This window comes from Nitrospirota bacterium (assembly GCA_016178585.1).
GTDB lineage: Bacteria > Nitrospirota > Nitrospiria > JACQBW01 > JACQBW01 > JACOTA01.
Window position 1 is genome coordinate 1 of the sequence record JACOTA010000022.1, and the last position, 20,152, is coordinate 20,152.

At 45.7% G+C, this 20,152-nt stretch carries 20 protein-coding genes and 2 tRNA genes; 4 read left to right on the forward strand and 18 right to left on the reverse strand.

Features of this window, described 5'->3' with window-relative positions; all coding sequences use genetic code 11:
• From HYR79_04125 to bioB, 12 genes are all read right to left on the reverse strand, one after another.
• On the reverse strand, positions 1 to 855 hold an 855-nt coding region (locus tag HYR79_04125), incomplete at its 3' end, for a YncE family protein (protein MBI1820877.1).
• Positions 856 to 897: 42 nt separating this feature from the next.
• Positions 898 to 2,370: a hypothetical protein gene (locus HYR79_04130; protein MBI1820878.1), complete on the reverse strand. Its 1,473-nt coding sequence runs from the start codon at positions 2,368 to 2,370 to the stop codon at positions 898 to 900.
• A gap of 35 nt (positions 2,371 to 2,405) precedes the next feature.
• Positions 2,406 to 3,407 (reverse strand): IPT/TIG domain-containing protein, encoded by a 1,002-nt coding sequence (locus tag HYR79_04135; GenBank protein ID MBI1820879.1) that lies wholly within the window; start codon positions 3,405 to 3,407, stop codon positions 2,406 to 2,408.
• Positions 3,373 to 5,304, reverse strand: coding sequence for a hypothetical protein (locus tag HYR79_04140; protein ID MBI1820880.1), 1,932 nt, complete (start codon positions 5,302 to 5,304; stop codon positions 3,373 to 3,375). The genes HYR79_04135 and HYR79_04140 overlap by 35 nt, the downstream gene beginning before the upstream one ends.
• 49 nt (positions 5,305 to 5,353) lie before the next feature.
• Entirely contained in the window at positions 5,354 to 5,767 is a 414-nt protein-coding gene (locus tag HYR79_04145) for a cytochrome C (GenBank protein ID MBI1820881.1), read from the reverse strand.
• A gap of 217 nt (positions 5,768 to 5,984) precedes the next feature.
• Positions 5,985 to 6,563 (reverse strand): DUF3501 family protein, encoded by a 579-nt coding sequence (locus tag HYR79_04150; GenBank protein MBI1820882.1) that lies wholly within the window; start codon positions 6,561 to 6,563, stop codon positions 5,985 to 5,987.
• Positions 6,564 to 6,664: 101 nt separating this feature from the next.
• Positions 6,665 to 7,933, reverse strand: coding sequence for an anaerobic glycerol-3-phosphate dehydrogenase subunit C (locus HYR79_04155; GenBank protein MBI1820883.1), 1,269 nt, complete (start codon positions 7,931 to 7,933; stop codon positions 6,665 to 6,667).
• An 89-nt stretch (positions 7,934 to 8,022) separates the two neighbouring features.
• The gene (locus HYR79_04160) at positions 8,023 to 8,445 is read right to left on the reverse strand and encodes a rubrerythrin (GenBank protein MBI1820884.1); all 423 of its coding nucleotides are present in this window, start codon (positions 8,443 to 8,445) and stop codon (positions 8,023 to 8,025) included.
• 56 nt (positions 8,446 to 8,501) lie between these two features.
• On the reverse strand, positions 8,502 to 8,936 hold the full coding sequence (locus HYR79_04165) for a transcriptional repressor (GenBank protein MBI1820885.1): 435 nt from the start codon (positions 8,934 to 8,936) through the stop codon (positions 8,502 to 8,504).
• Positions 8,937 to 9,025: 89 nt separating this feature from the next.
• The gene (locus tag HYR79_04170) at positions 9,026 to 11,278 is read right to left on the reverse strand and encodes an aconitate hydratase (protein ID MBI1820886.1); all 2,253 of its coding nucleotides are present in this window, start codon (positions 11,276 to 11,278) and stop codon (positions 9,026 to 9,028) included.
• Positions 11,279 to 11,490: 212 nt separating this feature from the next.
• Entirely contained in the window at positions 11,491 to 12,387 is an 897-nt protein-coding gene (locus HYR79_04175; protein MBI1820887.1) for a DUF4438 domain-containing protein, read from the reverse strand.
• Positions 12,371 to 13,357, reverse strand: a complete 987-nt coding sequence (gene bioB / locus HYR79_04180) for a biotin synthase BioB (protein MBI1820888.1) — start codon at positions 13,355 to 13,357, stop codon at positions 12,371 to 12,373. Before bioB ends, HYR79_04175 begins: the two co-directional genes overlap by 17 nt.
• 262 nt (positions 13,358 to 13,619) lie before the next feature.
• On the opposite strand from bioB, the gene HYR79_04185 reads away from it, so the two are divergent.
• Positions 13,620 to 13,693: transfer RNA gene (locus HYR79_04185), tRNA-Gln, on the forward strand.
• A gap of 158 nt (positions 13,694 to 13,851) precedes the next feature.
• On the opposite strand, the gene HYR79_04190 is transcribed toward HYR79_04185, so the two are convergent.
• Positions 13,852 to 15,093, reverse strand: coding sequence for an outer membrane protein transport protein (locus HYR79_04190; protein ID MBI1820889.1), 1,242 nt, complete (start codon positions 15,091 to 15,093; stop codon positions 13,852 to 13,854).
• Between the two features lie 224 nt (positions 15,094 to 15,317).
• Between HYR79_04190 and HYR79_04195 the strand changes: the two genes are divergently transcribed.
• Positions 15,318 to 15,854 carry a hypothetical protein gene (locus tag HYR79_04195; protein ID MBI1820890.1) on the forward strand — a complete coding sequence of 179 codons (537 nt, stop codon included), beginning with the start codon at positions 15,318 to 15,320 and terminating at the stop codon, positions 15,852 to 15,854.
• Between the two features lie 87 nt (positions 15,855 to 15,941).
• Here HYR79_04195 and HYR79_04200 read toward each other — a convergent pair whose 3' ends face one another.
• A complete protein-coding gene (locus HYR79_04200; GenBank protein ID MBI1820891.1) occupies positions 15,942 to 16,286 on the reverse strand; it encodes a hypothetical protein in 345 nt (114 codons plus the stop codon).
• A 316-nt stretch (positions 16,287 to 16,602) separates the two neighbouring features.
• Between HYR79_04200 and HYR79_04205 the strand changes: the two genes are divergently transcribed.
• On the forward strand, positions 16,603 to 17,127 hold the full coding sequence (locus tag HYR79_04205; GenBank protein MBI1820892.1) for a DUF2914 domain-containing protein: 525 nt from the start codon (positions 16,603 to 16,605) through the stop codon (positions 17,125 to 17,127).
• Between the two features lie 101 nt (positions 17,128 to 17,228).
• Here the strand turns inward: HYR79_04205 and HYR79_04210 are convergent, their stop codons facing one another.
• Together HYR79_04210 and purT are read right to left on the reverse strand one after the other, a co-directional pair.
• Positions 17,229 to 17,429, reverse strand: coding sequence for a cold-shock protein (locus HYR79_04210; protein MBI1820893.1), 201 nt, complete (start codon positions 17,427 to 17,429; stop codon positions 17,229 to 17,231).
• 257 nt (positions 17,430 to 17,686) lie between these two features.
• On the reverse strand, positions 17,687 to 18,859 hold the full coding sequence (purT, locus tag HYR79_04215) for a formate-dependent phosphoribosylglycinamide formyltransferase (protein ID MBI1820894.1): 1,173 nt from the start codon (positions 18,857 to 18,859) through the stop codon (positions 17,687 to 17,689).
• A gap of 73 nt (positions 18,860 to 18,932) precedes the next feature.
• On the opposite strand from purT, the gene HYR79_04220 reads away from it, so the two are divergent.
• Positions 18,933 to 19,005, forward strand: a tRNA-Ala gene (locus HYR79_04220).
• A gap of 410 nt (positions 19,006 to 19,415) precedes the next feature.
• Here the strand turns inward: HYR79_04220 and HYR79_04225 are convergent.
• Together HYR79_04225 and HYR79_04230 are read right to left on the reverse strand one after the other, a co-directional pair.
• Positions 19,416 to 19,631, reverse strand: a complete 216-nt coding sequence (locus HYR79_04225; protein MBI1820895.1) for a BrnA antitoxin family protein — start codon at positions 19,629 to 19,631, stop codon at positions 19,416 to 19,418.
• The gene (locus HYR79_04230; GenBank protein MBI1820896.1) at positions 19,615 to 19,905 is read right to left on the reverse strand and encodes a BrnT family toxin; all 291 of its coding nucleotides are present in this window, start codon (positions 19,903 to 19,905) and stop codon (positions 19,615 to 19,617) included. The genes HYR79_04225 and HYR79_04230 overlap by 17 nt, the downstream gene beginning before the upstream one ends.
• Between the last annotated feature and the right edge of the window lie 247 nt (positions 19,906 to 20,152).

A 20,152-nucleotide genomic window follows, 5' to 3' on the forward strand; every position in this document is an offset into this window, starting at 1 on the left:
ATTGGTCCCCATATTGATCACTGATACGGAGTCGGAATATTCATTGGTAATATAGGCTTTCGAAGTAGTGGAGTTGATGGCAACTCCGTAAGGGGCCAAGCCGACGTTAATCGTCGCCGTAACGGTATTGGTCGAGGGTGTGATCACACTGACGGTATTGGAAAAGTGATTAGCGACCATAATTCTGGAGGTTGATGTATTGATATCTATCCCCAATGGGCCTGATCCGACGGAAATCGTCGTTGAAATGGTATTATTGGTTAAATTAATGACCGAGACAGTGTTGGAGCCGTAGTTTGTAACATACGCGCTGTTGTTGGCCGCGTTAATGACCACCCCTTCGGGATCGGTTCCGACAGCCACAGTCGCCGTGACGCTGTTATTTGAGAGATTTAGGATCGAGACCGTGTCTGATTTGGAGTTGGCGACGACCGCCGTATTGGTCGATGAATTGACGGCAATCCCTCTCGGACTGCTTCCGACCAGAATAGTCGCGGTAATAGCATTGTTCGATAGGGTAATGACGCTGACGGTATCGGACTGTTCATTGGCGATGTAGGCTTTGTTGGTACTGTTATTGATGGCGACGCCGTAAGGATGGGAACCAACCGTAACGGTGGTCGTCGAAAAGTTGGTCGCGTTGATAATGGTCACGGTATTGCTGTTGTGGTTTGAGACTACCCCTTTGTAGGTCGAGGGGTTATAGGCGCCGCCGCGAGGTTCATTACCGACTGAGACGGTAACAACTGATGGAGTCGCAGAATAAAGCTTGGAGAGGGTTAAGATACTGATACTCCCGATCAGGAGAAAAAAGATCAGCGCTCGTTTATAAGAGAAATACGGAGTCATTTTCATCTATCTACCCTTCCCTTGTTTCATAAAAACCCTTCCCATCTATCAAAAAATTACCTCTTTGAAGAGCCGATCGGCTTTCATTTCTTTCCCTGATTTTGTGAAAAAGGTCACTTCGGAGGCCTGGCCGTAGTTGGCCGCAACCATGACCCGGTCTACCGGCTCTCCGTCAATTAACGGATATAAAGCTGCGACCTGCACGGGAAGAGTGAAACTGGCATAGGCATTGAGGACGCTGATCTGCCCGGATGGAAAAGTCACAGGAACAGACGCTGTAGAACTTGAAAATGTTCCCGTGGAAGCTGATGTGCTATAAGACGTTGATGAGGCAAACTGTGGGATCAACCGAACCGTAAATACCGTTCCAACCGGAATGTTGCTGGCTGCCAGAGTCACAGGAACTGGATTGGTGGTCCCCTGCGGGAGGTTTACGTCGGCAGATGAATACGAACCGCCCGGCACTGATGGCGCTGGAACTGCCCCTATTGAGGCAAAAGTTAATGCGGGTAGATTGGCCAAAGCGGGATTACTCCCTGTTCCAGACGGACTAGGTGTCAATGACGTATAAGGTACAGGCGAAGAAGAGCCTGTAAAAGATTGTGAAAAAGCTTCCAGACGAATCATTCCGGGTTTTCCACTTGTGTTGGCGTCGGAGCCGTATAAAGTGTATCCGCTAGGACCTCCACCTACAGCCTGGAGGCTTCCCGTTCCAGAAATTGTCGGAGCCACTAAACGAATTGCACCGCCGCTGCCGCTCCCCCCTGTGTTTGAATAATCATAGTAACAAGATCCTCCTCCGCATCCGGCTATTTGCCATATGGTGTTTTTTCCACCTACCCCGCCGTTTGCAGTAATAGATCCGGAAATCACGATCTGGGTAGAAGAGGAAATCAATATTGCGCCTCCTCCACCCGCGCCAGAAGCCCCGGTGTAGCTTGAGCTGCTATAGCCCCCCGATCCACCGGAACCTCCAAACAATGGAATTAATGAGGTAAAAGAGGGATTTGCTCCGTAGGAGCCACCCTGTCCGAAATACCAGGTGCCATAATATTGAAAGATATAACAGCACGTCCCTCCGCCAGGTCCCTCCCCATCAAAGGGTGCCGTGTTATTGGCTGCCCGCATCCCGCCAGAACCTCCGGGAAAACCTCCTGGTCCACCGATTCCACCAGCATTGACCATCGATCCCCCGCTTGATAGTGCCAGGCCGTTCGAACCATTCACGCTAATCGTTCCTGCGATATTCACATCTCCGGTGGCAAGAATCGTTACAGTAGTATTAGCCGTATTTGGGGCAAAGGTGACAGTGACACCCGTTGGGATAGTAACGGTGGTAAAGTTTAGAATGCCGCTTGATGGCACGGTTAGACTCATGCTCGATGTGGGAGCAAAAGCGCCATCGGCTCCGGTACTCCCGCTGCTGTAGACTTGAGCCTCTGCATTAAAGGACCAGAGCAGGAGTAATAGAAGACCTACTCCGCCCAATTTTATTTGATAGAACACTTTGTTAGATTTCATCTTTAACTCCTTTTAATAATGAATATTAACCGTCATTAAGGCATTGAAACACTTTCCGGCGACGCCACAGCAGTTGAGCTTCCTGAAGGTAAAACCGTGGCTGGCGGTGGGTTTAAAACACTGAGTGGAAAGGTCGCCACGGAATCAGGACCCGACAGATTTTGAGTAACCAAGGGTGTTAAATAGACACTTAACGCCCGTGTCGTTGTAAATCCTGGGCCGGACGGCCTGGTATTTTGCAAACTTGGCATAAATACGCTTAAAGGAAAAGTCGTACTGGTTGTGGGCAACGGGCTTTTGACAATTACCATCACCGTTCCGCTTTGCCCTGTACCAAGAGAGGTTGTCACGGAAAAGGGATAAGACCCAACCGGAACATTTGAAGCTATTTTAAGGTTAATCGGCAATTGGGTTGATGTTCCCTCGGAGAGAATCGTCGCGGTAATCCCGGCCTGATTAAATGAAACTGACGTGGCATTGGTGAGATTAAAACCGGTAATAATCGTATTATAATTCGTGCTCCCCTGGGCAACAGGATTGGGACTAATCCCGGTAATCACAGGTAACTGGAGAACAGTAAAAGGTATTGGAGAAATAGACGTTCCATTTAAATTAGTCACCGTTACCAATCCTGTTGTCGCATTAGCGGGCACCGTGGTAACGATGGAATTTACGGTGGATGAAATCACCGTGGCTGCCGTTCCGTTAAAACTGACCTGATTGTTTGAGGCAAGGTTATCAAACCCATATCCGCGGATTTCCACCTGTGTGCCGATAACTCCCTTTGAGGGTAAAAGGAGAAAGATTCCTATGCCTGAAGCGGATGATGAGTATTTCTGAATAGAGAGCAGATTTCCAACGGTATCATAAGTATAAACCGCCATGTTCCCCTGACCATCCGTGGCGCCCACCAGTCTCCCCAATTCATCATAAAAATAGTTGGCCTGGTCTGCTTGCGGAACCACGACGCTGCAAAACAGAAACAATCCTGCCAGGAGTAGTTTAGTAATTGGTCTTTTTAGCCAGCTTTGTTTCATTTCGTTCCTTCTTCATGGCGTTTTGATAAACCGGGGTTGTCTTCGCATTCCGAATTTTGTCCATTTCAGTTTTGTTGAGTGGCCGGGAGTTCTTAAGCGACGTTTCCTGGACCGGCCGCCCCTCCTCATCTACAATCCGGTCCCAGACAAAATCGGCCGGCATCAACGGAGCCAGTTTGGGGTATTCTTTGCTTGTGGCCGAACCTAATCCCAACGCCTTGTCGCTGTTGTGGCAACTCTCACAGCTCCGGACTTCCGTTCTCACGGTATGCGGAATCGTCTGATTATGCGCAAATCCCAGGGTCCCTTTTGCCGTCGTTTGAGGCCGGTATTTGTAAACCTCTTTGCCGGTTTCGTCGATGAGGGTATAGACAACTGAACTTCGGGGTACAAACGGGGCATATTTTCCCCGGTGGTCTATTCCTAAGGGATAGTCGTATTCAGGAACCCGAATTCCGGCGGTCAAAGTGTAAAGACCAAAGTCGCTTTGTTTGTCTTCCAGATGATCGTATGAGACATGAATCGGAGTCGGCTGTTTGGTCAGATCAATCTTGATATGGCATCCCATACATTTGGGCACCCAGCCGGTATGGCAGGCGTAGCACTCCATCTTTTCCATATGCCCCGGTATCTGGTGCGCGGCGATATAGGGGCTTGCGTCGCCCCCTCCACCGGCGAAGCCGGATGGAGCCTCCCCCTCTCGCTTGCTTTGCTCGCGGGTTTTAGTTTTGATTCCATCTTTGATCTGAGTTACAGGATGTTCCTTGCCATCTATTTTTGAAATCAGGGTCATTTTAATTTTGCCTTCGGGTAAGTTTTCTATTTTGATATTGGGGAGTTTGTTCCCAAATGCGGTAACCCCCGTTCCGTAATCATTTTGCGTTCCATGGCAGGTCTGACAGCGGATTTCGAGTTGATAGTTCTTTTTGACATACATGTTCCCGTCGCCATGGATTTCATTGATCGTATGGCAATCAATACAGACCATCCCTTTTTCATAATGGATATCGGGGATCTGGTCGGTATAGGTGTGGCCATGCTCCAGGTCCTGGGGATAAACGTCATATCTGGCCGGGGCTTCCATCCTGCCGGTGAAGGTGAGACCGATACGATTCCCTCCGGCATGGCAGGTCGCGCATGTCTGAACGGGAACTTTTTTGGTAAAGAGATGCTTGATCGGATGGCCCGGCTCTTTTTTGGGGATGGTCGGGTCTCCGCTCTGGCTGTATCCTTCGGCGTCATAGGTCATGTGACAGGCGGCACAGCCGGTTCCCCGGTAATCGGCTTTCCGCTGAACCGGTTGGGTCCAGAGATGACATTGGAAACACTCTTTTCGCATCAGATCAACCAGGACATTTTTTGTCTGGGAATAGGTCGGAAAAGGGAGTAAGGCGTTCGTAACCTGACCCGGGTAAATAGGATAGTCTGCGGTTGAGGGATGGCTCTCAGGTAATGCCGAAATTGGATATTTTGAAAAGGTAAAGTGGTCTTCTTCCTTGGTTTTCTGTTGGCCGTTTAAATACATGGTTCCGCTGAAGGTTCCCGACCGGATCGCCATGATCGACCGTTTGACCCGGTCGGCTATCGGCTGATGGCAGGTTCCGCAGGTCTGATCGACCACCGACAGGTCGGCGGGGTTTTGAATCATCCCGGCATGGGCGGCTTTTTTGACCGTCGATTGAGGATCGCCTTGATGGCAGGTGGTGCAATAGAGGGGCGCTTTGGCGTGGATTTCTTCAATCCCCTTATGGCAGTTCAGGCACTGTTCGGTTTTGGCGTTGGCAAAAAGGGAGGGTTTGGATGAAGAGGGATGTCTTTGGAAGAACCAGAGACCCGTTCCGATCAAAACCAGAAGGAGAAGAGAAATCAAGATTAAAGATTGAGAAAAGTGCTGCATGCGTCATGCTCACTTCTTCAAAAAAAGAATGTCTGGTTTTGTTTAAACTTTAAGGATGAAGCTCTCCTTTGAATTTCCAGCCCGGGTTATGCTTATGGCAATCGGCGCAGGTGTGGCCGCCGGTTTGGAAAGGCCGATGCGCCTCCATCAGCTTACCGGCGCTGTGGCATTGCAGACAAAATTCTTCGGGCATCTTTACCCTAAACGGCTGATTGGCTTTCCGGTGTCCAAAATAATGAACCTTGAGAAAATGGAGTCCCCGCCATTCGGATTCGAGGACTCCTTGCAATCCGGGACCGCTATGACATTGGATACAATCGGGATGATGTTTTGAAGCTCCCGAAGCGATCCAGCCGTCGTAGCTGGGTTGCATTTCATGGCAGGAAATGCAAAAGGAAGGAGAATGTTCAAGGAAACGACCTCCCCACATCGCGCCAAAAGGAACTATGAAAACCAGAATCAAACCAAATATCAGGAAAACCTTTTTCAACAGTCATGCAATAAGAGCAAGTCAAAAATCTGTCTGAGCTTCAAAAATTTTCAATTTAAATTTGGTGGGAAATTTCTTTTAAACAAATTGAATTCCAAACTTTATAAATGACTTAAAAAAGTTTGTCAAGGAAAAAGATCAGGGGACAAAATAAACCGCTGGCGAGCAAGCTTTGCGGGAGGGTAATGGATTAAAGATCATTTGCAAGCGATTGACGAGTGGCGTGATTCAGTTTTATTCTTGCTTTATAATTCGGATGGTCAATTTCCAAAAAAATATCTTCTTTTCCAGTTTTCAAAATTTGAATAAGTTCCGGTGAAAATTCAAACCGGACGTAGTGAACGGCGCTAATCTTCGTTTCATTACTATGCCCCTCTTCAAACTTTGCGTAAACCTTTTGTGACCCGATTTCAAAAAAAACCGAGCGTCCGTTATCCAGACCCATCAGCTTATCCAGTTCAGGTTTAATTTTAGGCTCTTCGGTAATTTCAATAAAAAGGGTCGCGGACAACTCATCCTGTTCGGGAATCAACGCATTATAAATATCAATCTCATCTTGAATTTTCTTCTCGTCGTAGATATGCTCCACCCGCATCATTTCTTGAATCTGAAGGCTTATCGTATGCCGGTTTTCAAACACCAGCGTAATGATATCACCCAAATGAACCCGTCGATTGGCTTTGATCTGAATGACATTTTTTTTCAGATCATTTCTGACTTTTTCGTATTCATTTAACGGCAATATATCTTTAAGGGTAAGTTTTTGCATGTCTAATTACTCGCCGTTGCAAGAAGCAAAGCAACGAAGCAATCTATCTATTCCAAACGTCTGAGATTGCTTCGCTATCGCTCGCAAAGACAAATTTCGGTTTATTCTGTTTTTCCCTTATACGCTTCATTGAAAATTTGGATTGGGTGAGCCGATTTCTTTCCTGTCCCCTGTTCGATCTGCACTCCTGCCAGCGGGCAATCCGACATGACACGATCGGGCCGGGCCTCTTCAATATTTCTAAAGAGAGGTTTCGCGATTTTCATCGAAGCGTTAAAAAATTCCGTCTTAATTCCCCACGTTCCATCATGGCCGGAACATCTTTCAATCACTTCGATCTGTGTCCGCGGGATCAACTTTAACAGGTCTCTTGACTTATAACCGATATTCTGATCCCGCAGGTGGCAGGGAACCTGGTAGGCGATTTTCCCCATGCCATCCTGTTTAAAATCAAGAGAGAGATTTCCTTCCTTATGGAGTTTCATTAAGAATTCAGACAAGTCGTACGTTTTGGACGCTACCCTTTTGGCCATTTCGTTTTGATAAATATCGGGATATTCCTTTTTAAACATTAAACTGCAGGTGGGCATCGGAATGACAATATCAAACCCCTGGTCCGCCCATTTTACCATCTCTTCGAGGTTTGAATTCCCCTTTGCCAGAACCTTATCCATTTCACCGGTATCAAAAAAAGGCATTCCGCAACATTGCTGAGGAGGAACCAGGACCTCAAAACCGTTTTTTTCAAGAACTTCAACTGCCGCCTTCCCGATTTCAGGGTCGTTATAATTAACGAAACAGGTATAAAAAAGAACGACTTTATTTTTTTTGGAAGCGGCGGTTTTCCCTCTCTTTTTAAACCATTGTTTAAACGTTTGAGAGGAAAACGGAGCAAGGAGCCTGTTCCGATGGACTCCGAGCGTTTTTTCAATTAGAAGGCGGACCCATCCCCGGCGATTTCCCCAATTCACCAAAGCGGAAAACCGTGACGCCAGTTTTCCCATTCGGTCAATATCCACCAGAATCCGGTCTCTTAAACGAGGGAGAATTTTCTTCGCGTTTTGAATTTTGGCCTGAATCATCAAACGAGGAAAATCCAAATCGTATTGATGGGGAGGGGTATAGGGACAATGGTTATAACAGAGTTTACAATAATAACAATCGTCGACGATCTTTTGATAATCCGGGAAAGTTAATTTTTTTACGTCTCCATCCACGGGTTCAGCGTCGACGGCGTTAAAAAGATCGGCAAAAGAGGGGCAAAGATTGAAACATCTCCGGCAACCGTGACAAATATCAAAAACCCTCTCCATATTGGTATGGAGCGCTTTTTCGTCCCAAAACTTTTCTGCCGCCGGATTAAAATTCATACCATTCTTACTTAGCAAGGTTTAATGACAAAAAAAATATGGAGTATCTTTTATTTAAAAGATACCCCATAGCTAAAAACCATCAATCATTAGCTAATCGATTTTAAGGCCTGAGTGAAACGGCCCGCATGGGATTTTTCTGCTTTTGCCAATGTTTCAAACCATTCGGCAACCTCTTCAAAACCCTCTTCCCTGGCCGACCTGGCAAAACCGGGATACATCTGGGTGTATTCATAGGTTTCACCAGCGACAGCCGATTTTAAGTTTTTGGCGGAATCCCCTACCGGCTCCCCGGTCGCCGGATCACCCACAGCCGCCATAAAATCAAAATGACCGAAGGCATGCCCGGTTTCACCCTCTGCCGTATCCCTGAAAACACCGGCAATATCAGGATACCCCTCGATATCCGCTTTTCTCGCAAAATAAAGATATCGGCGGTTGGCCTGAGACTCCCCGGCAAACGCATGTTTTAAATTCTCTAAAGTTTTACTCCCATTTAGATTTTTTGCCATTCTAAATTTCCTTTCACAAAACTCATTAAATTGTTTTTTAATATCCTTCCCATCCCTTATTTTGAAAGCTCCTGCTGGCACTTTTTACAATACCCCTGAAATTCCACCCTGTGTCCGATAATCTTAAAATCTTTATGACTTGAAATTCTAGACTGGAGATGATCGAGCGCTGGATCGACAAAATCTTCAATTTTACGGCATTTGAGACAGATTAAGTGGTGATGAGGAGCCATGTTTGCATCAAATCGGGCGCTCCCCTCCGTATTGATCTCCGAAATCTCCCCGATTTGCTTTAAAACTTCAAAAGCATTATAAACGGTATTCAAAGAAATCATGGGATATTTTTCTTTCACCTGCTGATAGATTTCGTCGGCCGTCGGGTGTTTATCGGTCGAAGCAAGAGCTTCATAAACGGCTAACCTCTGGTTAGTCAGTTTCAGGCCTTTCTTTTGAAAACGTTTGATATATTCTTTTTGATTGGGAGCTTTCATAAAAAACTCTAAATAGTAATTATTATTAATTATGAATATATCTCATTTAAAAAGAAGAGTCAACAACAATTCTACGCCGGGCTAAAGAATTAACCTAAAGCGTTTAAGGCTGAACCGGCTTTAAACCAGCCAATTTGCTGGGAGGTCATACTATGGTTAGCTTGAATTTTGACGGTCTTTCCGTCTTTTTTGTGTAAAACTATTTCAACAGGTTTTCCAGGTGACAGATGAGAAAGCCCAATGACATCCACGGTATCGGTTTGTTCGATCTGATCGTAATCTTTAGGATTTGCAAACGTTAACGGCAAGATTCCCTGCTTTTTTAAGTTGGTTTCATGGATTCGGGCGAAGCTCTTGGTGATCACCACCTTCGCCCCCAAAAACCGCGGAGACATCGCGGCATGTTCGCGGCTGCTCCCTTCTCCGTAGTTTTCGTCACCTATCACAATCGTTCCGATTCCTTTTGCCTTATATCTCCTGGCGATTTGAGCAATGGTCAAACCGGTTTCCCCCGTTAGCACGTCGGTCCCTTTACCGGGTTCTGAACTAAATGCATTGGTCGCGCCGAGAAACATATTATCGCTGATTTTATCCAGATGCCCTCTATATTTTAACCATTGCCCCGCCGGAGAAATATGATCAGTGGTTGTTTTTCCCCTGGTTTTTATCAAGACGGGGAGATCTTTGAAGTCTTTTCCATCCCATCGGGCGAAGGGTTGTAAAAGCTGGAGTCTTTCGCTATCGGGAGGAATGTCAATTTTTACCTTGCTCCCGTCTTTGGCCGGGGGAATAAGCCCTGCTTCTCCCTTTGCAAAACCTTTTTTCGGCAAGTCATCCGATTGAGGCGGAGAAAATTTGACCTCCTTTCCTTCTGCCGTTTTAATTTTTCCTGAAACCGGATCAAATGTCAGATCTCCGGCAAAAGCCAGTGCGGTCACAATTTCCGGACTGCTTAAAAACGATAAGGTCTCTGCTATTCCATCATTCCGTCCCGGAAAGTTCCGGTTATACGAACTCACGATGGAATTGGCCTCGCCTTTCTTTACGTCATTCCTTTTCCACTGACCGATGCAGGGCCCGCACGCATTCGCCATGACGGTTGCCCCCATTTTCTCAAAAGTCTCTAAGAAACCATCTCGTTTCATGGTGTGGAAAATTCTTTCGGAACCCGGTGTCACAATAAACTGGGTCTTGGCTTTTAAGCCCGCCGCTAAACCCTGTCTTGCGATATGAGCCGCTCGCCCGATATCTTCATAGGAAGAATTGGTACAACTCCCGATTAAACCGGCGCTGAGTTTTGTGGGATAATTCTTTTCCTGAATTTCCGCGGCAAATTTTGAAATAGGCCGGGCAAGGTCAGGCGTATGGGGGCCAACGATATAAGGTTCCAGTGTGGAAAGATCGAGTTCAACGATTTCATCGAAGTATTTTCCGGGCGAAGCCAAAACCTCCGGATCGGCCGTTAACAAATCTTTATTTTCATCGGCCAAACGGGCATATTCATCCCTTTCGGTTGCCCTTAAATAGTCCGCCATCCGTGAATCATATGGAAAAATAGAGGTGGTCGCGCCCAGTTCCGCCCCCATGTTGGTGATCGTCCCTTTTCCAGTCGCGCTTATCGTTTGAGCGCCAGGGCCAAAATATTCGACAATCTTATTGGTTCCCCCTTTGGTGGTTAATAGACCGCAGAGATACAAAATCACATCTTTTGGAGAAGCCCATCCTTTTAGAGCGCCGGTCAATTTAACCCCGATCAGTTTAGGATGAAGCACTTCCCATGGAAGACCTGCCATGACCTCCCCGGCGTCCGCTCCACCGACGCCAATCGCCAGCATTCCCAGCCCGCCGCCGTTGGGCGTATGTGAATCGGTCCCAATAATCAAACCGCCTGGAAATCCATAATTTTCTAAAACGACCTGGTGTATGATTCCGGCGCCCGGCTTCCAGAACCCAATTCCATATTTTTCCGAGGCAGACCTTAAAAAATTATAGACTTCTTTGTTTTCTTCAATGGCTCTTTCTATGTCCTCTTTTGCACCGCTTTGAGCGCGGATTAAATGATCGCAATGAACGGTACTGGGAACGGCTACGGTCGGCTTGTTCGCCTGCATGAACTGAAGAAGCGCCATCTGAGCTGTCGCATCCTGCATGGCCACCCGGTCGGGGCGCAATAAAAGCTGGGCCTTCCCCCGTTCCCACACTTGAGTCTCAAAATGATCGGCATGCGAAACAAGAATTTTCTCGGAAAGTGTTAAAGCCCGGCCAAATTTCTTTCTTGCGGCAGCTACTTTTGCGGGCATCGACTGATATCGTTTTTTAATGGCGTCTGTTTCAGCTGACATAAGTTCCCCTTCTCTGGTCGTCGATAAGGGGCTATTTGCTGCGTTCTCGCCTCTCAGTCTCCTTCAACGCACCGACTCTGTACGCCTCAGTCGCCTTCAAGGATGTGGCTTTGCAACTAACCCCTTCTCAACGCCCAGTGCATTTTTATCGTTATCGTTTTGAAAAAATGACTATTTGACGACTTAATTGTAGTCAAGGTTTCTTTTTGAAGTCAATTTCTTTTTCGAGTTCTCCACCGTCCTAATTTTAAATAAAACCCGATATTGGCATTAGGCGCTATTTTCGGGACGATCTCTCCCGTCGGGCTCGTTAAAATCGTTTGAACACCAGGCCCGTGTCCTGCCAGATAACTATCACCATGGACGACGACACCGATACTGACGGCCCCTTCTTTGTAACACCACCCATAAGAACTGTCATGGTCCATAATCGCGATCAGATCTCCAAACTTGAGTTGATTTAACCCAAGTTCTTTTAAAGCATTCCGGTCACTACTTTGAATATCATAATCTCCCTTAAAAATATCACTATGCCCCAACCCGGACCCCATTAACTTTCCTGGAACAACGGCGGTAACCGGAACGCTAAGCCTTTTGTCTCTGGAAGAACTTATCCCTAATTTTTCAAAGAGTTCCGGTGAGAGGCTAAAAACGGAGATGCCCGGATAATCGAGCAATTTAAGTCCTTGTCCATTTGCCCGAATTAACATTTTGTCGTCGTAAGTCAACTGAGAAAGCGTTTTATCATCAAAGTCAATTAGAACATGTTCAACACCCCCGTGGTGGCCGATGACGGTTCCCTGCCTCCTTTTGGCTGCTCCCGTTAATACCGTCACCCGGTTTCCAATACACGAAAAGCTATTTAAGGAACGGTTGGGATCCTGGGTCAATTTTTGCGAATCATGGGTGATGGAAGCCCCGGGTTCAATATGATCTCCTTCCCACCCGTAAACGGAATCTCCTATTTTTACGTTATAGGTAATTCCACCCACCGTCGGCAGCATATACGACTTTCCGTCACGCCCCAGCTCCCATCCATAACTTTTAGGGTGTTGGACGGTCCCCTGAACCGCAAATTCTATCAAATGATCTTTATTGGTTCTGAGCACCTGTTTTCGCCCCTATCATTTCCTCCCTGGTCATGCCGAGGTCTGAAAGCAACCGAGCATCCTGATTCACCTCCGGATTGGGAGTGGTTAAAAGTTTATCTCCCGAAAAAAGGGAATTCGCTCCTGCCAGGAAGCAGAGCGCCTGGGCTTCCCGGCTTAAAGACAGCCTTCCGGCTGAAAGACGAATTCGGGAAACCGGCATTAAAATCCTCGCCGTGGCAACGGTTCTCGCCAATTCGAGCGGATCAACCGGAGAAGCGTTTTCAAGCGGGGTTCCCTGGGATGGAACCAATAAATTAATGGGTACCGATTCAGGATGCGGTGTAATTCTGGCCAGCTGCGCCAACATTGCGCACCGATCCCGTATGGATTCCCCCATTCCAAGAATCCCTCCGCTGCAGACCGATATCCCCGCATGGATGACATGCCGGATCGTATCTAACCGGTCCTGATAGGTCCGGGTCGTAATAATATTTGGATAATACTGCTCTGAGGTATCAATATTATGGTTATAAGCCGTCAGGCCGGCCTTTTTTAATTTCTCCGCCTGGGCAGACGTCAACATCCCAAGGGTCACGCAGACTTCCATATCGGTAAGAGCGACTTCTCGAACGATTTGAAGCACCTGATTGAAGTCTTCTCCATCTTTTATTTCCCGCCAGGCGGCCCCCATGCAAAATCGGGTTGATCCTTCCTCTTTGGCCTTCAACGCCGCGTCAATGATGACTTCGCGGGAGAGCAAACCCGTTTTGCCCACGGGGGTCGAAAAATGCGCGCTTTGCGGGCAATATCCGCAGTCTTCGGGGCACCCCCCCGTTTTAATCGAAAGGAGAGTGCAAAACTGAACCTTTGACGGGTCGTAAAATTGCCGGTGAATTGAGGCGGCATTAAAAATCAAATCTGGAAATGGCTGACGATAGATTTCATAGACCTCTTCCGCTGACCAGTTAAACCTCGGCTCAAAATTCATTAAATTCACCCTTTTTTCAAAAATAAAAATGTTGAAATACGTAGGTAGGCTAAACGATTAATAAGCAGAAATCAAGTTTTTCCTTTATTTGGCCGGCGAAAATCATGGGGGTAATGGCAGGAATCGCTATTTTTCTTTTAATTTTCTTCAAAAGAAAAAAATGGATTTAATCGACAAGAAAGCAGACTTCCTCCTTCAAAAATCTTGACAGGGAAAGGGGATTTGCTTAGAATGGCCTCACCCTTTCAAATCATTTTCTCACTGGGGAGTCGTCTAGTGGTAGGACAGCGGACTCTGACTCCGTTTACAGGGGTTCGAATCCTCTCTCCCCAGCCATCGCTTTTTCTATTTTCTCCCAATGAATTCTGCAAGACTTCATGAAGATCGACAAGCGACAGGTTCAGGTAAGCTCTGAAGTCAGGCAAAAAGTTCGAAGATCGTTCAAGAAGGCCACCCATTCGGGACCATCCAGAGTCATCAGCCACGGAATAAGCTTATATTCCGTCTGGTAAATTCCAGGAATAACTAAAATCAGCTTCCCATTGATCCATCTTCAGTTCAATGTTTTGCTGCCCCGGGATTTCCAATGTATTGGGTCCGTTGATACTCTTTGAAAACGCTCTCATGAGAGCAAAGTTAAATGCCTGATCTTTGGTCATATTTTTTGTAAATCCGACCGTTGCATGCTGTTCAATCACCCCAGGCGCGATAATATTAAATAACATTTCGGCGCTCGGGATGGGTTGATTTCCCGTAGAGTATCCCGCCCTCCAGGTCCACTCTTCACTACTTTGCCACTGTAATCCTACCTTATAAATGGTCATATCTTTCCATCCAAAACCAGATCCATTGTCATTTCCCAGCGTTCCTGGCTGCAGGTTTGGCAGAAGGGGATTGGCTATTGATTTAATTTCGCTATAGTTAATTTGTTGAACATCAAACAAAAAGGTCAATGGAGGAATTGCCTGGTAGGCCAGACCGAGGTCCCAGCTCGATGGAATGTCAAAACCACCCTGTTCGGCAAACAAACCCGCGTAATCGGAGAATTTAGACATCTTGGTCCTCGAATGGTATGAAGCTCCTAAATTGAGTTGAGGCATTATTTTTCCAAGATAACCAATTTTTGCGCCATAGCCATAGGAATTCGCGTGGCCGTTGTTCGTAAGACTTGACGGATTGCTGGAATAAGGGGAAAAAGCCTGAAGACCCTGGACTTCAAACCTCTGGTAAGCAAACACGGGTGAAACTCCTATCGCATGGTTGGACGCAAGCTTCAACGCGTAGGTGGGGACGATAAACAGCTGAGAAAGGTCCACGCCGGCGGAAGTAGATCCATAAGGTCCCGGCGCAGTCGAGTAGTCCGTATTCATTCCTCCATGACCATAAATGGCTAATCCGATCGAGCTATCGTTATGTAATGACCAGTTTGCCGATAAAGAAGGAATGACAAACCACCTGGAATCGCTTCCAAAAGTACCCGGCGCCAGGCCAAAAGTTCCAGGCACGCCTGAAGGATTGCCCGTTACCGTATATTGCCGGTTGGGATTAAAAAAACTAATCCCCGCGTCATAACGGGTGCCGAGGGAAACAAGCCCGGCCGGGTTGGCAGCCGAGGCCAAAGTGTCTTGAGGAAAAGCCACACCCGCCCCTGCTAAACCGTTATTTGTCACGCCGTAACCATGTGGAAAATAACCATTCGTCGCATAAGAAATTGATCCCGTTCCGTTCATGATCATCACGAAACTCATCATAAAGAAAAGTGAAAAAATATCTTTTAGCGGTTTTTTTAGGCATTCACTACTCCTTTTTAAAATCAGACTGGATAAGAAATGATTTAATTTTTTTAAGTTATCTTTCTTTCACGTTCCTGTCAAGAAAAAATCAGAACGTTTCCAGAGTAAAACTTGTACAAATGATCGTCATCTGATATATTTTCAAAAGACTAACCGGAGACCCATGATTGAAACCCTTAATTCTTTTATATAGCCTCTTCTCTTTATTCTTTTTTCTTCACCCTTCTTTTGCCCAGAACGAACCCGCGTCAACTGCCCCTACGTCTGCTCCAGGGGCCGCCCCGGCGCCTCCTGAAAAACCTTCTTCCACCTGCCCGACTCCTCCTTGCAGGAAAAATTTTCATCAACCCAGTTTTAGAGTCGTTTTCCATAATCTTTCTGGCCAAACGCATCTTCTCATCCCTCCAAAAACCCCCCTCCATCAGATTGAGAACCTTATTTATTATCTGTCGGAAGGGCTAAAAAATAATGAGTTCGAAAAAATAGGAATTCCACCTAATGGAAGCGGCGATTATACAAGAGGCAGTATTTTAGTTTTTAAGGAATTAAAATGGGCAAAAGGGGAAAGGCTGACCAACCCAAGAATCAAAGAAAAAACATACAGCCGGTATGTGTTGGCCGAATACATCTGGAATAGTCACAGCGAAACCGCTTATATCGGGCAAAAAAACTTATTTAGTCGTTCTCTTCCTTCACCCAAATAAACTATTAAAGGGGCTTGCGTCGCCCCCTCCACCGGCTTAGCCGGATGGAGCCTCCCCCTCTCGCTTGCTTTGCTCGCTGGTGACTATCTACTTACCTAAAGTCCCCCGACGGTCGGTCCCCCTGCGGCTTCCCGCCCGCCGGTCAGGGAAAGAGATCGGCATACTTTTTTTACGCCGTTCACTTTTTCTCATTTTCAGCGTTTGCTCTGATAAATGAACCAATCGCTTTTGAAGGGAAACGATTCCGGCTTCAAGCTGGGTTAAATCACAGGTAGGACACTCTAACGCTTCATTTTCTCTTAACAAATTAAACGAATCTTCTTCTTCTTTGGAGAAAAAAGTCCATCCGTAAATATGTCCAAAACGACATTCATAAACAACGGTCTTGGCGCCTTCCTGCTTTCCTTCTCGTTTTGTTTCGAAAATTTTCATGAATCTCCCGGAAATTCGGAACTGTCTCTTTTTTTGTGTAAAGTCATTTAATTGAGACAATAATTTTGAATTATATTCCAATGAATTTTAAAAAGCAAATGGCACTTATCACCCAAGACCAGCGATAGACTTCGCACCCACTTATTAATCATGTCATTGCGAGCACCGAAGGGTGCGTGGCAATCTTATCGTAAAGTCTTGAGATTGCTTCACTTTGTTCGCAATGACAGCTTTCTAACTCTGTTCTCAGCGGCGTAATTTAGGCTATCCTTAATTAGATCAAGGATCCCAGTCTCTTAAAAAAAGGAGATGTGTCATGTTTAAAAAACATTTAATTTCAATGGGTTGCATGGGTGTGTTTCTAATAGTCCTGAGCGCCTCATTATGTTATGGAGCCGAAAGCCTTTCACAGGAAATCAAGGTCGAAGAGGGTTTTGTTTCTGCGGACTCCGGGCAGCTTGTTTCATCCACCCGACAGCCGATTCCGGTCTTTTACAATGACGCTGGCAAATTTTACGCAGTCACCAAAATAAGCAAAGGACCGGAAAATACCCAGATTAAACATCTCTGGTTTTTAAGGGATCAAATCATTTTAGACGCTACATTGCCCGTTAAGGAAAATCAGACACGGGCGGTGAGCGGATTGATCATGAAACCCAATTGGATGGGAAAATGGAGAGTTGATATCACGTCGGCTGACGGAACCCTTCTTTATTCCATCCCTTTTGTTGTAAAACGGAAACCGGAAAATATTCAGGCAAATGACGCAAACTCTAGTTCAAGCGAGCATTTGGAAACTGCTCCTCTTCCAATCTCCGGCTCCCCCACGATCAAGCCCTAAATTTTTTCTTACAATAATAAAAAAGCCGTTGTTTCTTTTCTTGAAACAACGGCTTTTAACGTGTGTCACCTATAATAAAATTTAATTTGCGTTAAATAAAATTATACCTTCACAACAGAAGATGCCTGGGGTCCTTTTGCTCCATTGGTAACTTCAAATTCAACCGTGTCGCCTTCGTTTAACGATTTGTAGCCATCTCCTTGAATTGCTGAAAAATGGACAAATACGTCTTCTCCATTTTCCTGGGAAAGAAAACCGTAACCTTTGCTGGTGTTAAACCACTTAACTGTACCTTTTGCCATTAGAAACTCACCTCCTTAGATTTTTTATTTTGTCTGGTTAAACGTTAATTGAATTAAAAAAAGACCACAGAAAAACATGATCTGTGGTCTTTTTCATTTCTTGTTAATTTCATTTAAAATTTACAAAATCCAATGTTACCGTAAAACTCAGACAATACGTATAATATATATAACAAACCCTTTCCAACATGTCAAGCTTAATTAATTTATTACGAAATTTTAATCCAAAGTTAAAAAACCTTAAACCGCGCCTTGACCTAAAAAACAAGTTTTACCTTTGAAGCCGCCTCTTTTGCCCTTTCCACCGCTTTAAACGGGTCTGAATCAGACGTTAACACAACTCCCATTCGTCTATTTTTTTTGCAATCAGGCTTTCCAAAAAGACGAATTTGAACGTGAGGGTCATTCATCGCCTCACTCACCTCATATTGAGGCGCCACGCCGCCGGCGCCAGGGGACAAAATTACGGATGAAGCGCCAGGAATCCTTAAAACAGGTTGAAAAACCATGAAACCGAGGACAGCGCGGACATGGAGCGCAAATTCGGAAAGGTCCTGGGTTATTAAAGTGACCATGCCGGTGTCATGGGGACGCGGAGAAACCTCAGAAAAGTAGACTTCCTCCCCTTTTACAAAAAGCTCAACCCCAAAAATACCTCTCCCTCCCAAATTATCGGTAACAATTTTTGCTATCCGCTGGCTTTTTTCCAATACAACGGGGGGCATCGGGTGAGGTTGCCACGATTGACGGTAATCACCGTCAATTTGAATATGTCCGATGGGAGGACAAAAAACCGTTCCATTGACCCCTCTGACGGTCAGAAGTGTGATTTCATAATCGAACGGAATAAAGGATTCCAAAATCACTTTTTTATTCCTGGCACGACCCCCCGCCTGCGCGTATTCCCAGGCTTTGTTTAAGTCGTTCGGGGTTTTTATGACCGATTGTCCTTTTCCGGAAGAAGACATCACCGGTTTCATGACACAAGGGTATCCGGTCGAATCAGCGGCTTTAACCAAATCTTTCTCATCGTCGATAAAACAATACCGACTCGTCGGAAGTTTGAGTTCCTCCGCCGCTAATTTTCGAATTCCTTCCCTGTCCATGGTTAAACGGACGGCACGGGCGGTGGGGATTACCATCACCTCCCTTTCAATTTCCAGGAGATAATCGGTTGCTATCGCCTCAATTTCAGGAACTACAAAGTGGGGTTTTTCGAGGGAAATGATTCGGGCTAGCTCCTTGCGATCGAGCATGTCAATGACATGGGATCGATGCGCCACCTGCATGGCCGGGGCATTGGGGTATCGGTCTACCGCGATCACCTCGACCCCGAATCTTTGAGCTTCAAGGGCAACCTCTTTTCCCAACTCGCCTGAACCTAAAAGCATTAGACGTTTCGCATGGGGTGTAAGCGGTGTTCCAATCATGGTGGGTTCCTTCGGAAAATAAATTTGACAAGAAAATGGGTGAATGATACCATACAAACCAATTGAATCCAAGGGGGCTGTAGCGCAGTTGGGAGCGCGTCAGACTGGCAGTCTGAAGGTCGCGAGTTCGATCCTCGCCAGCTCCACTCCTCGCTTGCGGGGCGAAGCGTTTCTCTTTATCCAGCGCAGCTATCTTATTCCCTTCCGGGTTTTCTTTTCAATCACTTACGTTACAGCCATCACATCTTCTTTAATGCCAGTGTGCTAAAAAACTTCCAGGGTGTACAATTCAATTCAAAAAACCCCGTATAAAAACCTCCCTCTTTTCCTGTATCTTTCAAGGCTTCGATTCCGCAATATTTAAAACTCTAAATCTTAAGAATTACCAAAAGGGTGGAAAGTAGAATAAAGTAATATGCATGTCTTTGCATGCCCGCCTAAAAGTATCTGTTTAGACAAATATTTTTCTCCTCAGAGGTCGGTTCGTCGAAGCCTCCGAGCGATTTTATTTCCTTTAATTTAACAACTAAAATGGCGAAGTTTACCTGCCTTGTTATTACGCCGCCCATTCAAACTTCGGTTTCTTCTTACTTTTCACGCAATCACGCAGGTAAAGATCAATCAAAGTTTGATAGGGAATTCCCGCTTCTTTAGAAAGACCTTTGAAATAATCAATAACCTCTGCGCTTAGATTAATTCCAATAGCTTTCTTTTTTGAGGCATAAGGATTTTTTACAGTTTTCATTTTAGAAAAATCATATTCCTTCTTCATATCTTTTTATCTCCTTTTTCGTTGCCTTTCTGGCCGAAATGATTCGTATAATTTCGTTTTTCTTTCTTTCGCAGAATACAATGACTAAAACTCTAGCAGAACCACTCAATCCTAACAAAAGAAAGCGATCCTCGTCGTTTGAGTGGCCTTCGTCGTAAAACACTAATCCGTTTGGATCATCAAATACCTGTTGGGCTTCCTCAAACCAAATCCCGTGTTTCTTACGGTTAGATTCATTTTTTCGTTCATCCCACTCAAACTCAATCATGTCTATATTATAACTATATATTATATATATAATAAACCTAATCCGCTGATGCTTCAAGTAGATTAATACCAGGTATAGTCTTCGATATTTTGACAATCAGGAGGACTTCAGGACGATTAAGGAAAGATTAAAGGCGGCGGAAGCTTACGCCAAAGGAGAAAGACAATGATCGATATTGAAAAAGGAACCGGAAACGTCTTTGCCGATCTCGGTCTACCTAATGCTGACGAAATGTTGGTCAAGGCACAACTCG

Excerpts from the sequence above, each read along its gene's own strand:
- HYR79_04130 (MBI1820878.1), bottom strand. The coding sequence starts at position 2,370 with ATGAAATCTAACAAAGTGTTCTATCAAATAAAATTGGGCGGAGTAGGT.
- HYR79_04135 (MBI1820879.1), bottom strand. The coding sequence starts at position 3,407 with ATGAAACAAAGCTGGCTAAAAAGACCAATTACTAAACTACTCCTGGCA.
- HYR79_04140 (MBI1820880.1), bottom strand. The coding sequence starts at position 5,304 with ATGCAGCACTTTTCTCAATCTTTAATCTTGATTTCTCTTCTCCTTCTG.
- HYR79_04150 (MBI1820882.1), bottom strand. The coding sequence starts at position 6,563 with ATGCAAAAACTTACCCTTAAAGATATATTGCCGTTAAATGAATACGAA.
- HYR79_04155 (MBI1820883.1), bottom strand. The coding sequence starts at position 7,933 with ATGAATTTTAATCCGGCGGCAGAAAAGTTTTGGGACGAAAAAGCGCTC.
- HYR79_04160 (MBI1820884.1), bottom strand. The coding sequence starts at position 8,445 with ATGGCAAAAAATCTAAATGGGAGTAAAACTTTAGAGAATTTAAAACAT.
- HYR79_04165 (MBI1820885.1), bottom strand. The coding sequence starts at position 8,936 with ATGAAAGCTCCCAATCAAAAAGAATATATCAAACGTTTTCAAAAGAAA.
- HYR79_04170 (MBI1820886.1), bottom strand. The coding sequence starts at position 11,278 with ATGTCAGCTGAAACAGACGCCATTAAAAAACGATATCAGTCGATGCCC.
- bioB (MBI1820888.1), bottom strand. The coding sequence starts at position 13,357 with ATGAATTTTGAGCCGAGGTTTAACTGGTCAGCGGAAGAGGTCTATGAA.
- HYR79_04190 (MBI1820889.1), bottom strand. The coding sequence starts at position 15,093 with ATGATCATGAACGGAACGGGATCAATTTCTTATGCGACGAATGGTTAT.
- HYR79_04200 (MBI1820891.1), bottom strand. The coding sequence starts at position 16,286 with ATGAAAATTTTCGAAACAAAACGAGAAGGAAAGCAGGAAGGCGCCAAG.
- HYR79_04205 (MBI1820892.1), top strand. The coding sequence starts at position 16,603 with ATGTTTAAAAAACATTTAATTTCAATGGGTTGCATGGGTGTGTTTCTA.
- HYR79_04210 (MBI1820893.1), bottom strand. The coding sequence starts at position 17,429 with ATGGCAAAAGGTACAGTTAAGTGGTTTAACACCAGCAAAGGTTACGGT.
- purT (MBI1820894.1), bottom strand. The coding sequence starts at position 18,859 with ATGATTGGAACACCGCTTACACCCCATGCGAAACGTCTAATGCTTTTA.
- HYR79_04225 (MBI1820895.1), bottom strand. The coding sequence starts at position 19,631 with ATGAAGAAGGAATATGATTTTTCTAAAATGAAAACTGTAAAAAATCCT.